Raw genomic sequence first — 12039 nt, 5'->3', positions numbered from 1 at the left:
TGCGGTTAAAACTTCAGTCCCGCCTCGCGGGCTGCGTCCGCGAGGGCCTTCACCCGGCCGTGGTACTTACGCCCACGCCGGTCGAACGCGACGCACTCAATCCCGAGCGCCCGCGCCTTATCACCCAGCGCCTTGCCGACGATCTGAGCGGCCTTGGCGTTTCCGCCATTGCCGCCGACCGCCGCCCGCAACTCGCGGGACTGGGTGGATGCCGAACACAGGGTCCGGCCGGTATCGTCATCAATGATCTGCGCCGTGATATTCTTCAAGGTGCGGGCCACTGCCAGACGCGGCCGCCGGGTCGTGCCGGAAACCGACTTGCGAACGCGCAATACGCGCCGCGCCTGCCGCACATGCTTGACCAGCTCGTGTTTCATCGCACCGTTCCTCAAACACGGGGGCGGCCTCTGTCCGGCACCCGCGCCACTGCTTCCTAGCCGCCCGCGAAGACCTTGCCGGCCTTCCGGCGAATCTGCTCACCGGCGTAGCGGATACCCTTGCCGAGATACGGCTCGGGCTTGCGAATCTTGCGGACCTCGGCCGCAAACTGACCCACCATCTGCTTGCTCGCGCCGCTCACGGTGAACTTCGCGGGCTCATTGTTGCCACGCGCGGTCGGAACCTCGACCTTGACGGTCAAGCCGTCAGGAATCGGGATCTCGAACTGGGCCTTCTTGCCCACGCCGCGACCCATGAAACCGCAATTGATCATCAGCTTCTTGCCGTCGAGGTTGGCCGAGTAACCGGTTCCGTAAATCTCGAGTCCGATCGCATACCCGACTGTCACGCCATGGATGTCATTGGCGATCAGCGCCCGCACCAGTCCGTGCCGGGCACGCGCATCGCGACTGTCATCGGGCCGTCGTACCAGGACCTCCGCACCTTCGACCGCAACGTCGATCGGGGCGGGAACCGTCAGCGCCAGCGCACCCTTCGGGCCGCTCGTCCGAATGGTACGACCGGCCACTTCGATCGTGACACCCTTCGGAATCGGAATGGGTTTCTTGCCAATCCGCGACATAACTCACCACACCGTGCAGAGGACTTCGCCGCCGACTTTTTCCTTGCGGCACTGGCGGTCACTCAACACGCCCTTGTTGGTCGACACGATCGAGATCCCCAACCCGTCCAGCACGCGTGGCAGCTCCGTCACGCCCTGGTACCGCCGGCAGCCCGGCCGGCTCACACGCTGCACGTCCTGCAGGACCTTTTCGCCCTGCGAGCCGTACTTCAGGTCGACTTCGATCACGCCCTGGTTGGCGTCGTCGATCGAGGCATAGTCGACAATGTAGCCCTCTTCCTTCAATACCCGGGCAATGCCCAGGCATACCTTGCTGCGCGGGATGCGCACGCGCTTCAGACCGGCACGGTTGCCGTTCCGGATCCGCGTCAGCATGTCAGCGATCGGGTCGGAAGTCGCCATTCTGCTCGTCCTCTTCTACCAACTGGCCTTCATCACGCCGGGGATGCGCCCCTCGAGCGCGAGCTTCCGGAAGCAGCAGCGGCAGATCCGGAACTTCCGGTAAACCGCCCGCGAACGCCCGCACAACTCGCAGCGGGTATACGCCCGCGCGCTGTACTTGGGCTTCTTCTTGCACTTCAGCTTCAGACCCAGTCGTGCCATCGTTCACCTGTCCTCGGCCGGGAACCACCGGGGGCCCGGACCCGCGTACACCCTAGTTGCGGAACGGCATGCCCAGCAGGGTCAGCAGGAGCCGCGCTTCGCTGTCACTCCGGGCCGTGGTGCAGATCGTGATATTCAGTCCCTGCTGCACTGTCACCTTGTCCGGGTTGATTTCGGGAAACACGCCGTATTCGGTCAGCCCCATGCCATAGTTACCACGCCCATCGAAGCTGCCGGGGTTCAGACCCCGGAAGTCGCGGACACGCGGCACTGCCAGCGTGATGAGGCGATCCAGGAATTCGTACATCCGCTGGCCGCGCAGGGTCACCTTCAGACCAACGTCATAGCCCTGTCGAAGCTTGAAATTCGACACGCTCTTGCGCGCTTTGCACACCAGCGGCTTCTGGCCCGCCACGGTGGCCAGTGCGGCCTCGGCCTCGACAAAACGCTTGTTGTCGCGGGCTTTGTTGGTGGATTCCGCGACCGCCTTGCCCAACCCCATCGACAGCACGATCTTCTCGAGCTTCGGCAGGGACATGGGGTTCACTCGGCCCAGATCCTGCTTGAGCTGTGGCAGCACTTCCTCGCGATACTTCGCCTGTAGACGCACCATCGCTACCGCCCTGCCTTTCCAGCCGCAGCCGGTGCGGACCGCGTATGTCGCGTGACCACGCTGATCTCCTCACCGCTGCTCTTCCGCCCGGTGGCGATCCGACGCTTGCCTGTTACCTTGCCCGCGGCGTCGCGCTGCACCTCGAACCGGACGCGCGTCGGACGATCGGTCTTGCGGTCGATCGGCATGACCTTGCACGCCGGCAGGGGCGCTTCCTTCTGGATGCGGCCGCCCTGCGGATTCTTCTGGGAACGCCGCACGTGCCGATACACCAGGTTCACACCCTCGATCACCACCTGGTCGCGATCGGGAATCACGCGCAGCACCTTGCCTCGGGCCCCTTTGTGGTCGCCCGAGATGACCATGACAATATCGTCCTTGCGAATGCGTGCTGCCATCGCTACCAGACCTCCTCCGCGAGCGAGATGATCTTCGTGAAGTTCTTCTCGCGCAACTCGCGGGCCACGGCCCCGAACACACGCGTGCCCTTCGGGTTGTTCTCCGCGTCGATGATGACGGCCGCATTGCTGTCGAACCGGACGTAGCTGCCGTCCTTCCGCCGCGTGGGATACCGCGTGCGAACAATGACGCAGCGGACCTTGTCCCCCTTCTTGTAATCCGACTGCGGCAGGGCCTGCTTGACGGAGGCGATGATAATGTCGCCGACGCCACCCTTGCTGAGCCGCGGCTTGCCTTGGCGCGCCGAAGAGCCCTTCAGCACCTGGATCGTTTGCAGCCGTTTCGCGCCGGTGTTGTCGGCGACATCCAGCCGCGTGTACTGGGTGATCAAGCGCGCGCCCCTTTCTGCCCCGGCGCCCGCTGCACCACCCGTACGAGCCGCCACGTCTTGGTCTTGCTCAACGGCCGGCAGTGGGCAATTTCAACCAGGTCGCCGGGCTGGCACTCGTTATGCTCATCGTGGGCGTGGAACTTGGTCCGCCGGCTTAGGAACTTGTTGTACTTCGGGTGCCGGACCTTGTACGAGATCTCCACGGCGATGGTCTTCTGCCGGCCCGCCGAGGTGACCACACCCACCTGGTGAGTGCGCGTTTTTCGCGGGCTTGGGACGGTTACCGCGGGATTGCTGGGTTCTGCGCTCATGACGCCTTCCACCTGCGGCCACCCTGTGGCCGCGCTGTGCTGTCCAATCTACTTCTGTCGCGCCGCCTGCGCGGTCAGGTGCGCCTGCCGCTGCTCAATATGCTTCTCGCCGCGCTCATGCAGCACCGTCAGCAGGCGGGCAATGTTCCGCTTCGCCTTGGTGAGCTGCGTGGGATCCGCGAGCTTTTCCGTAACCGACTGCGCCCGCAGGTCAAACAGGTGACGCCGGAGGCGTTCCAGTTCGCCGTGCAGCTCGTCGGCTTTCATGGCCCGGATTTCTTCGATCTTCATGCCGATGGTCCTACAGCCCGTGCCGCCGCACGACGAACCGCGTGCCGACGGGCATCTTGTGGGCGACGCGCAGCAGCGCCTGCTTGGCCACCACTTCCGAAACCCCGCTGATTTCGTACAGCATCGTGCCCGGCTTCACCAGGGCGCACCAGTAATCCGGTTCACCCTTGCCCTTACCCATGCGGGTCTCGAGCGGTTTGGATGAGACCGACTTGTGCGGGAAGATCCGGATGAACACGCGTCCTTCACGCTGCAGAAAGTGCTGCGCCGCGACACGGCCGGCCTCGATGTGCCGCCCGCTGACGCGCCCGGGCTCCAGCGCCTGCAAGCCGTAGTCGCCATACGCAACCGTGTTCCCACGCGTCGCGTTGCCGCGGTTCCGGCCCTTCTGGGCCTTCCGGTACTTCACACGCTTCGGCATCATCGCCGGCATGACCGCTTGCTCCTGTGCCCTGCGGCACCCTGCTCCAGATGACCTCTAGCGACGACCACGCCGCCGGAACCGGCTCGCCTCCGGCCGTTCGACCGGCTGCTCGCCGTACATGCCACGGTAAATCCAGACCTTGATGCCGATGGCACCGACGGTCGTCACGGCCGTGGTGATCGCGAAATCCACGTCCGCCTGCAGCGTCTGGAGGGGAATCGATCCCAGCATCTGGGTCTCGACCCGCGCCATCTCCGCCCCGCCCAACCGGCCTGAGCAGATGATCTTGACGCCCTTGGCGCCCGCCTCCATCGCGGTTTCGCATTTCTGTTTCATTACCCGGCGGAAGCTCATGCGCTTCTTCAACTGCTCAGCGATCGAAGCGCCCAGCAGGTGTGCGTCGAGATCCGGGTTCTTGATCTCCACGATATTCACCGACACGCGCCGGTCGATCAGGTCCTCGAGGCGCTCCTTGAGCTTGTCAACCTCCGCACCCTTGGCGCCGATGACGACACCCGGCCGGGCCGTATGGAGTATGACCTTGACCTCGTCCCGGGTACGCTCAATCTCGACCCGCGCGACACCTGCGTAAGGCGGCTTGCGGTTGAGGTTCTCGTCCACGTAGCGGCGAATCCGTTCGTCCTCGACGAGGAATACGCCGAACGCCGCCTTCGGGGCATACCACCGGGACTTCCAGCCCTCGGTGATGCCCACACGAAATCCGACCGGATGGCACTTCTGACCCACGGCAGACTACCTCTCCGCCACGGCCACGATGATGTGGCTGGTGCGCTTCTGAATCGAGTGCGCCCGCCCACGATCCTTGGGGCGGAAACGCTTGATGATCGGACCCGGGTCCACGCGGGCCTCGGATACGTACAGGCGCCCCATGGACGCCTCGCCTTCATTCGCATTCGCCATCGCCGAGCGGAGCACGCGGTCCACCATGCCTGAGGCACGCCGGTGCGTGAACTGCAAGACCGCCAGCGCCTGATCACACGGCAGCCCCCGGATCAGGTCGATCACGAGGCGCGCCTTGCGCTCGGCGATACGGGCGTAGCGGTGTGTCGCGGTCCAGGCCATTGCCACCGTCTCCTCGGTCCGGCTTAGGTCTTGCGGCCAATATGGGCCTTGAAGGTTCGCGACGGTGCGAACTCGCCCAGCTTGTGGCCGACCATGTCTTCCGTCACGTACAACTTGATGAAGTGCCGGCCATTGTGAATCTCAAAGTTCATGCCGACGAACTCGGGCACAATCGTGCAGGCCCGCGCCCAGACGCGAACCGGGCCGTTACTGCCCGAATCGCGCGACTTCATGACTTTCTTGAAGACGCTTTCGTCGACGTAGGGGCCTTTTTTCAGGCTGCGCGCCATGCCGTGTCCTCGTGCCGCTTTACCACTTCCGGCGCAGCTTCGCCTCACCATATGACTTGGTGATGCGCCGCCGCAGAATTCGTCGATTCGAGACCTTGCGCGGATTGCGCGTCCGACCACCCTTGGCCAGCTTGCCCCACGGGGAGCACGGATGCCGGCCGCCGTTCGAGCGCCCTTCACCGCCACCCATCGGATGCGCGTGCGGGTTCATCGCCTTGCCGCGCGTGTGCGGACGTCGCCCCAGGAAGCGCGACTTGCCCGCTTTCCCCAAGCTGATGTTCTGGTGGTCGAGGTTCCCAACCTGCCCGATCGTCGCCCGGCACTCCACCCGCACCTGCCGCATTTCGCCCGAAGGGAGCTGCAGGGTCGCCCAGTCGCCTTCACGCGCCATGAGTCGCGCCACATTACCCGCCGAACGGCACAGTTTCCCGCCCTGGCCGGGATTCAACTCGATATTGTGCACTTCCATGCCCAGCGGGATGCCCGCCAACGGCATGGCGTTACCGACCTTCGGTTCGACCTTTGCGCCGCTCTCCACCCCGTCGCCCGCCTTCAAACCGACCGGCGCCAGAATGTAGCGCTCTCTCTCCCCCGGTGTATTCCAGCAGTGCGATGTGGCACGAACGGTTCGGGTCGTACTGAATCTCGAGTACGCGCGCCGGCACGTTGTCCAGGTTGCGCTTGAAGTCGATGATGCGGTACATCCGCTTGTTGCCGCCGCCGCGGTGCCACGCCGTAATCTTGCCGGAGTGATTGCGACCGCCACGCTTCTTCAAAGGCTCAATCAGCGCCTTCACCGGCCGGTTCTTGTGCTTGTGCGTGATCTCGGCGTAGTCGTTCACGCTCGAGTTACGCCGGCCCGGCGTCGTCGGCTTATAAAGCTTAACACCCATCGGAACTACCTCGCCGATTCCACTGCCACAGCAGTGCCCGGCCGTACCTCACTAGAACAGGTCGATGGCGCTGTCTCGGTCCACCGTTACGACCGCCTTCTTCGTGGCCCGCGTCTGGCCGTACCGGAAACGGAACCGCCGCACCTTGCCGGGGCGGTTCGACGTCCGCACGTCCAGCACCTTCACGCCGTAAATCTGCTCTACCGCGTTCCGGATCTGGGCCTTGTTCGCCTCGGTGTGCACTTCAAACGTGTAGGTGCCACCATGCTCCTTCGAGCTCGAGCGCGACTGGTGCGTGCTCTTTTCCGTCACGAGCGGCTTGATGATCGTGTGGTAGATATCCATCGCGCTTTACTCGCTACTCCGCACCGGCGGCCGCCGGCCGCCGCCGCGGTGCGTTGGCCAGCGTCTTGAACTGCTCAAAAGCCTCGCGGGTGAACAGCAGCTTTTTCCGCGAAAGCACCGCATACGCATTGAGGGCCGCAACATCCATCACTTCGGTACGGGGAATATTGCGGCCGCTCTTGTAGACGTTCTGGTCGATACCTCTGGTCGCGAATACGCAACCACGGTCGGCCTGAAGCGCCGCGAGTAGCCGGGCAAACGGACCCGTCTTCGGCGCTGCCAGCTGCAAGCCGTCAATAATGGCCGCATCCGAGCTGCGAATCTTCGCGAGTACCGCATGGTTGCGCGCCAACCGCCGCATTCGCGCCGGCATGGCTTTCCGGAAATCACGCGGCCGCTTTGCAAAAGCCATACCACCGCCGCGGCGGACCGGCGACCGGATGGGACCCATGCGGGCCCGACCTGTACCTTTTTGCCGATAGATCTTCTTCGTGGACCCGGCGACTTCGCCGCGGCTCTTCGTGCGAATCGTCCCCTGGCGTCGGTTGGCGTGGTACATCACGACCGCCTGCTTCAGGAGGCGGGCGTTGACGTCGCCGCCAAGCAGCGCTTCGTCCAACTGCTCTACGCCGACCCGTTCGCCTGTCGCGTTGTATACCGGTAGCTCTAACATCGCTCCACCTATGCACACGCCGCGGCTATGCCCGCGTCTTGGACTTGCGGACCACCACGTAACCGCCGTTGGGCCCCGGAACCGAACCGGCGACGAGCAGCAGGTTGTTTTCCGGATCAACCCCCACTAAAGACTGGCAGCGGGCTGTGCGGCGAACATTGCCCATATGGCCGCCCATCCGCTTACCCTTCTTGATCGCCCCGCTCGTGCCGCGGTTTTGCCCGCGGCCACCAATGCTACCCGGCGAGCGGTGTTTCCGCTCGGTGCCGTGCGAAGCGGGCTGACCACCGAAACCCCACCGCTTCATCCCGCCCTGCGTTCCGCGCCCCTTGGTGGTACCGATGACATCCACCCACTGCACGCCCGCTTGCTGGAACAAGTCCACCGTGAGGGTGTCCCCTACCTGCTTGTCGGTCGGCTCCGCCAGGCGAATCTCACGGACAAACCGCTTCGGTGAGGTCTTCGCTTTGCGGGCATGGCCGATCTCTGGCAGCGTAGAGCGGTGGGGCTTCACATCGCCAAAGCCGATCTGGACTGCATGATAGCCGTCCACACCTTCGGCCTGTTTCACCTGCAAAACCACGCAGGGTCCCGCTTCCAACAGCGTGACCGCGGTCCGCGCTCCGTCCGGAGCGAAGATCTGCGTCATGCCGACTTTACGAGCTAGCAACGCCGGGATCATGCCTCGGCACTCCTACCAGACGCGGGCCGGAAAGCCGGTCCGCGCATTACCCATCCGCGTCAGCGCCCTACTGCAAGGGTTCGTCTACGCCTTGATCTTCACAAACACGCCCGCCGGCACAACCAGCCGGTTGAGCGCCTCCACGGTACGGGAGGTCGGCTCAAAGATATCGATCACCCGCTTGTGGGTGCGCATCTCGAATTGCTCGCGGGACTTCTTGTCAATATGGGGCGACCGGAGCACGGTGTAGCGCTCGATCCGGGTTGGCAACGGAATCGGACCACGCACTGTCGCGCTGGTCCGCTTGGCCTGGTCGACGATCTCGGCCGCCGAGGCATCCAGTGCCCGGTGGTCGTAGGCCTCCATTCGGATGCGAATACGCTCTCCCGCCATGTCGTACCTGACCCTTTACCGCGCTCGCCTTGTACCCCGATACCAATCCCGGCCCAACGGGCCGAGACGTGTTAGAATACCAGCGCTAAGATATGCGTCAAGCCCCCGCCCCGCACAAAGTTTGCGGACGCCGGCCCGCTCCCACCACTCATCCTGACCGCCGCCCCAGGATAAAGACGTGCGTGAGCCGATCGGCAGCACCGAGCGGCTCCACCGTCAGATTGAAGTGCTGCCCCCGTCCGACGGGCGTCGACTCGCGGATCCGACCGAGGAGCAGCGGCACCGGCAGCTCCCCTGATGGTTCAGGTACGATGTACTCGAAACCCTTCCCAAGATAGTCCTCCCAGGCGTCCCGTGCGATCATTTGCCCACGCCCCGCCCCCTGGACGAGACACGCTTCCGCGCTCAACTCCAGCACGGGTGACTCGGGGGGGCCGACCAGGCGGGCACCACGCACCTGCACCGACTTGAAACCGACGTCCGTCGCGAGCTGTACGGTCACCACGCGCGCGCGAACCTCCAGCACCCGGCCGATCAGCCACTGCCGTTGTGTTAGTGTGTGTCCACCGATCCGTTCCGCCTCGATGGGCTCAACGAGTTGCCCCGCTGCCACCCACATGCCGGTACGGACCAGATTCCCGGCGTCACCATCGCTGACCTGCACCTGCAAGACCGAGCGCGTCGCAGTAGACTCGTAGCCCACAACACGTCCGATAACCAATCTGCTATGGGGGTCCGGAAGCTGGGCCCGTAACCCTGTCAGGTCCGCTATCAGGCGATCGTATTGCCGGAGTCGTGCCGCTTGATTGGCAACCTGCCGCTCCAGTTCAACCACACGACGGGCCAGGTCTTCGACACCGTGCTCCCCTTCAGGCAGCTCAATCTGCGAACCCCGCAACGTACTCGCGACGTAATAAAACGGATACTGGAGCGTGGTGAGTGATTGTACCAGGTTCCGGGCGGGCGCCGTCCAACTCCCTGGCAATACAAACGCGCTGACCCCCGAAGCGGCGATCAGGACCCAAAATGTCTCGGACCTGGAAAGCCGCGACATCCTGTACACCCATCCGCCCGGCGAACTCGCCCATTCCGAGATCGGCCACGACCGAAACCCATCGGGGCCTAGTAATCGTCCTCGTCGGAGTCGAGTGCCCGGACCCAAACTTCGAGGTCTTCCAGGCACGCACTCGTGCCCCGGGCTACGCAGGAGAGCGGATCATCCGCCACACGCACATCGAGCCCCGACGCCTTGGTCAGGACGGTATCCAGACCGCGCAGCAGGGCCCCGCCACCCGCGACGCAAATTCCGTTGTCGACGAGGTCAGCGGCCAACTCGGGCTCGAGTTGCTCGAGGGTATGCAGCACCCCCTCGATAATCTGTCCAATGGGCTCTTTCAGGGCCTCGCGAACTTCCTCGCTCGTGAGTACCGCGCGGCGCGGGAGGCCGCTGATCATGTCGCGCCCCTTCACCTCGATCTTCAGCTCTTCGCTCAGGGCGGAAGCCGATCCAATCTGAATCTTGATGCTCTCTGCGGTCTGCGGCCCAATCATCAGGTTATAGGTGCGCTTCATATAGTTGATGATCGCTTCGTCCATATCATCGCCGGCCACGCGCAGCGAGGTACAGGCCGCAATGTCCGACAGACTCAGGACGGCAATCTCGGTGGTGCCACCGCCAATGTCCACAATCATGGATGCACGCGGCTCATGTACCGGCAGGCCGGCCCCGATACCGGACGCCATCGGTTCGTCTACGAGGTACACACGCCGGGCACCGGCACGCTCGGCCGAGTTCAAGACCGCGCGCTTCTCCACGGCGGTAATACCGGAGGGAACCGCGATCACGACACGCGGGTGCGCGAGACCCCGATTGCCATGCACCTTGCGGATAAAGTAGCTGAGCATCGCCTGGGTAATCTCAAAGTCGGCAATGACACCGTCTTTGAGCGGCCGAATCGCAGAGATGGAACCGGGTGTACGCCCCAGCATGGCTTTGGCGGCCAGGCCGACCGCCGGACCATCGGGCGTTTGCACCACCTCGTTCGAGCCGCGCTTGACGGCCACGACCGAGGGCTCGTTGAGTACGATCCCCTCGCCGCGCACGGCGACCAGGGTGTTGCAGGTGCCCAGGTCGATCCCCATGTCGAGACTGAACAAACCCATCAGCCGGCGCAGGAACACCGCTGTCTCCGCAGGAAGTAGAGGTCGACGACGCTTCAATCAGACCGCGTCGCGCATCGTACCCGCCGAACCACTTGCGGACCAGCGTGCCGACTGAACCGCACCAGACCCGAGCTAGGCGCCGCCGGGCGGCAGCAGGCCGCCAAGTGCAGTCGCGGCGCGATAGGCGACATAAATCGTCGCCGCCAGCATCGCCAGAAATGAAACCACCAGCAGCCCGGTGTAGACGTCACTTTCGCCCACGGGGCGCGCCGGCCGGGGTCCGGTGTTCATGCTCGTCATGAATGAAACCTCTGCTTATCTGTCGTGCCGGTGAAAGCCACCGCCGGCCCTGCCGTACCCCTTAGCCGCGATCCCAGCCGAAAACCACTGTATCACCCGGCCGGATTTGCTCGCCGGTATTCTCGAGCGTCACCTGCGCGCCTGCCTGCTTCGGCCAGACCGTATCGATCCGAATGTCGCCGATGTAGGTCTGACCGCGGTATACCAGAAACTCCATGCCGGAAACCACCCCGGAACTTTCGCCGATGTTGATGCTCACAAGCCGGCCGTCGATCTTGATGATCTCGCCGCGGATCGGCCCGGCTACCAGTGGCGACGCGGCCACGACACCCACGGGGGTCTCGTCCGCCCGCGTCGGCCGGCGCCCGCTCGCGAGCTGGTCCTGGGCCTCCTGGAGTGCCCGACTCAAGGCGAAGTTCTTCTCCTGCAGATTGCGGTTCTCGTCCACCGCGACCGTGAGCTGACCCGCAAGTTCGAGATTGCGACCCGACAGCCGCTGATTGCGCGTCTGCAGGTCGATATTCTGTTCGAGCAGGGTCCGGTTCTGCGATTGCAGGTTGCTCAACTCGACCGATTGCACTCCGAGAATTTCCTCGAGCTTCTTCCGGCCGGCTTCGGCTGCCTCTGCTTTGATGACGGCCCGCGAGAGCTCGATCCGCAGTGCCGCGGTCTGCTCGGCATTCGCGTTGGCAGCGGTTTCGTGCTGCGACAATTGGTTTCGCAGGACCCGGTTGTCATCATTCTGAATCGCGAGCAGTGCCGCCATACTCCCCTGCAGCGCAAGCTTGTCGGCCATCTCGGCCGCGTACAGCGTCTGGTAGTGCTCGATCGTCTGCTGCGTGTTGGTCCAGCGGGCGGCGCTCGCAATGACCAAGCTGCTGAGAGCGATCGCGACAACCGCGTTCAGGACGACCATGACCTTCGTCAACGTACTCACGCGCTACTCCTTCCGCTGGCGGCGGGTGGCGGCCATTCCCGCTGGAACCGGCCCGCGTCGGCTTCGCCAGCCGTACCGCGGCCCGGGCAGGCCGGCCGGATTGTACGACGATGCGCCTCCATTTCAACCGCGCGCAAGTAAAACGTGCGCGGAACACCCTGACCCTCCGGAGTACCACCCCACGCCTGGAGCGCGGCGGGGGTCTCCGCTCGGCCGCTCGCATGACC

Annotated in this window: 21 protein-coding genes and 1 pseudogene; all 22 read right to left on the bottom strand. The window is 64.2% G+C overall.

Annotation, left to right across the window (positions count from 1 at the left end):
- Positions 1-5 precede the first annotated feature (5 nt).
- Complete coding sequence (locus tag IPM18_08940; protein ID MBK9119711.1) at positions 6-377, bottom strand: 50S ribosomal protein L18; 372 nt, start codon at positions 375-377, stop codon at positions 6-8.
- Positions 378-433: 56 nt separating this feature from the next.
- Positions 434-1021: a 50S ribosomal protein L6 gene (gene rplF / locus IPM18_08935; protein MBK9119710.1), complete on the bottom strand. Its 588-nt coding sequence runs from the start codon at positions 1019-1021 to the stop codon at positions 434-436.
- A 3-nt stretch (positions 1022-1024) separates the two neighbouring features.
- Positions 1025-1423, bottom strand: a complete 399-nt coding sequence (gene rpsH, locus IPM18_08930; protein MBK9119709.1) for a 30S ribosomal protein S8 — start codon at positions 1421-1423, stop codon at positions 1025-1027.
- Positions 1424-1438: 15 nt separating this feature from the next.
- Positions 1439-1624, bottom strand: coding sequence for a type Z 30S ribosomal protein S14 (locus tag IPM18_08925; protein MBK9119708.1), 186 nt, complete (start codon positions 1622-1624; stop codon positions 1439-1441).
- Between the two features lie 52 nt (positions 1625-1676).
- The gene (rplE, locus tag IPM18_08920) at positions 1677-2237 is read right to left on the bottom strand and encodes a 50S ribosomal protein L5 (protein ID MBK9119707.1); all 561 of its coding nucleotides are present in this window, start codon (positions 2235-2237) and stop codon (positions 1677-1679) included.
- Between the two features lie 2 nt (positions 2238-2239).
- A complete protein-coding gene (rplX, locus tag IPM18_08915) occupies positions 2240-2635 on the bottom strand; it encodes a 50S ribosomal protein L24 (GenBank protein MBK9119706.1) in 396 nt (131 codons plus the stop codon).
- Positions 2636-2637: 2 nt separating this feature from the next.
- The gene (rplN, locus tag IPM18_08910; GenBank protein ID MBK9119705.1) at positions 2638-3027 is read right to left on the bottom strand and encodes a 50S ribosomal protein L14; all 390 of its coding nucleotides are present in this window, start codon (positions 3025-3027) and stop codon (positions 2638-2640) included.
- Positions 3024-3338, bottom strand: a complete 315-nt coding sequence (gene rpsQ / locus IPM18_08905; GenBank protein ID MBK9119704.1) for a 30S ribosomal protein S17 — start codon at positions 3336-3338, stop codon at positions 3024-3026. The genes rplN and rpsQ overlap by 4 nt, the downstream gene beginning before the upstream one ends.
- A gap of 48 nt (positions 3339-3386) precedes the next feature.
- Positions 3387-3629 (bottom strand): 50S ribosomal protein L29, encoded by a 243-nt coding sequence (gene rpmC / locus IPM18_08900; GenBank protein ID MBK9119703.1) that lies wholly within the window; start codon positions 3627-3629, stop codon positions 3387-3389.
- 10 nt (positions 3630-3639) lie between these two features.
- Positions 3640-4062, bottom strand: a complete 423-nt coding sequence (rplP, locus tag IPM18_08895; protein ID MBK9119702.1) for a 50S ribosomal protein L16 — start codon at positions 4060-4062, stop codon at positions 3640-3642.
- A gap of 45 nt (positions 4063-4107) precedes the next feature.
- Positions 4108-4800, bottom strand: a complete 693-nt coding sequence (rpsC, locus tag IPM18_08890; GenBank protein MBK9119701.1) for a 30S ribosomal protein S3 — start codon at positions 4798-4800, stop codon at positions 4108-4110.
- Between the two features lie 6 nt (positions 4801-4806).
- A complete protein-coding gene (rplV, locus tag IPM18_08885) occupies positions 4807-5136 on the bottom strand; it encodes a 50S ribosomal protein L22 (protein MBK9119700.1) in 330 nt (109 codons plus the stop codon).
- 23 nt (positions 5137-5159) lie between these two features.
- Complete coding sequence (rpsS, locus tag IPM18_08880; protein ID MBK9119699.1) at positions 5160-5426, bottom strand: 30S ribosomal protein S19; 267 nt, start codon at positions 5424-5426, stop codon at positions 5160-5162.
- A 19-nt stretch (positions 5427-5445) separates the two neighbouring features.
- Positions 5446-6319 (bottom strand): annotated as a pseudogene (gene rplB, locus IPM18_08875) (50S ribosomal protein L2).
- A gap of 51 nt (positions 6320-6370) precedes the next feature.
- Positions 6371-6664 (bottom strand): 50S ribosomal protein L23, encoded by a 294-nt coding sequence (gene rplW / locus IPM18_08870; protein ID MBK9119698.1) that lies wholly within the window; start codon positions 6662-6664, stop codon positions 6371-6373.
- Positions 6665-6677: 13 nt separating this feature from the next.
- Positions 6678-7337: a 50S ribosomal protein L4 gene (gene rplD, locus IPM18_08865; GenBank protein MBK9119697.1), complete on the bottom strand. Its 660-nt coding sequence runs from the start codon at positions 7335-7337 to the stop codon at positions 6678-6680.
- A 25-nt stretch (positions 7338-7362) separates the two neighbouring features.
- Entirely contained in the window at positions 7363-8019 is a 657-nt protein-coding gene (rplC, locus tag IPM18_08860) for a 50S ribosomal protein L3 (GenBank protein MBK9119696.1), read from the bottom strand.
- Between the two features lie 84 nt (positions 8020-8103).
- Complete coding sequence (gene rpsJ / locus IPM18_08855) at positions 8104-8412, bottom strand: 30S ribosomal protein S10 (protein MBK9119695.1); 309 nt, start codon at positions 8410-8412, stop codon at positions 8104-8106.
- A 148-nt stretch (positions 8413-8560) separates the two neighbouring features.
- Positions 8561-9466 carry a hypothetical protein gene (locus IPM18_08850; protein ID MBK9119694.1) on the bottom strand — a complete coding sequence of 302 codons (906 nt, stop codon included), beginning with the start codon at positions 9464-9466 and terminating at the stop codon, positions 8561-8563.
- A gap of 68 nt (positions 9467-9534) precedes the next feature.
- Complete coding sequence (locus tag IPM18_08845; protein MBK9119693.1) at positions 9535-10575, bottom strand: rod shape-determining protein; 1041 nt, start codon at positions 10573-10575, stop codon at positions 9535-9537.
- A gap of 132 nt (positions 10576-10707) precedes the next feature.
- Complete coding sequence (locus IPM18_08840) at positions 10708-10875, bottom strand: hypothetical protein (protein ID MBK9119692.1); 168 nt, start codon at positions 10873-10875, stop codon at positions 10708-10710.
- A gap of 61 nt (positions 10876-10936) precedes the next feature.
- Complete coding sequence (locus tag IPM18_08835) at positions 10937-11812, bottom strand: hypothetical protein (protein ID MBK9119691.1); 876 nt, start codon at positions 11810-11812, stop codon at positions 10937-10939.
- Between the last annotated feature and the right edge of the window lie 227 nt (positions 11813-12039).

The sequence above is a fragment of the Phycisphaerales bacterium genome (assembly GCA_016716475.1).
Classification (GTDB): Bacteria; Planctomycetota; Phycisphaerae; order UBA1845; family Fen-1342; genus JADJWG01.
This window is presented reverse-complemented; position numbering and strand designations above follow the sequence as displayed.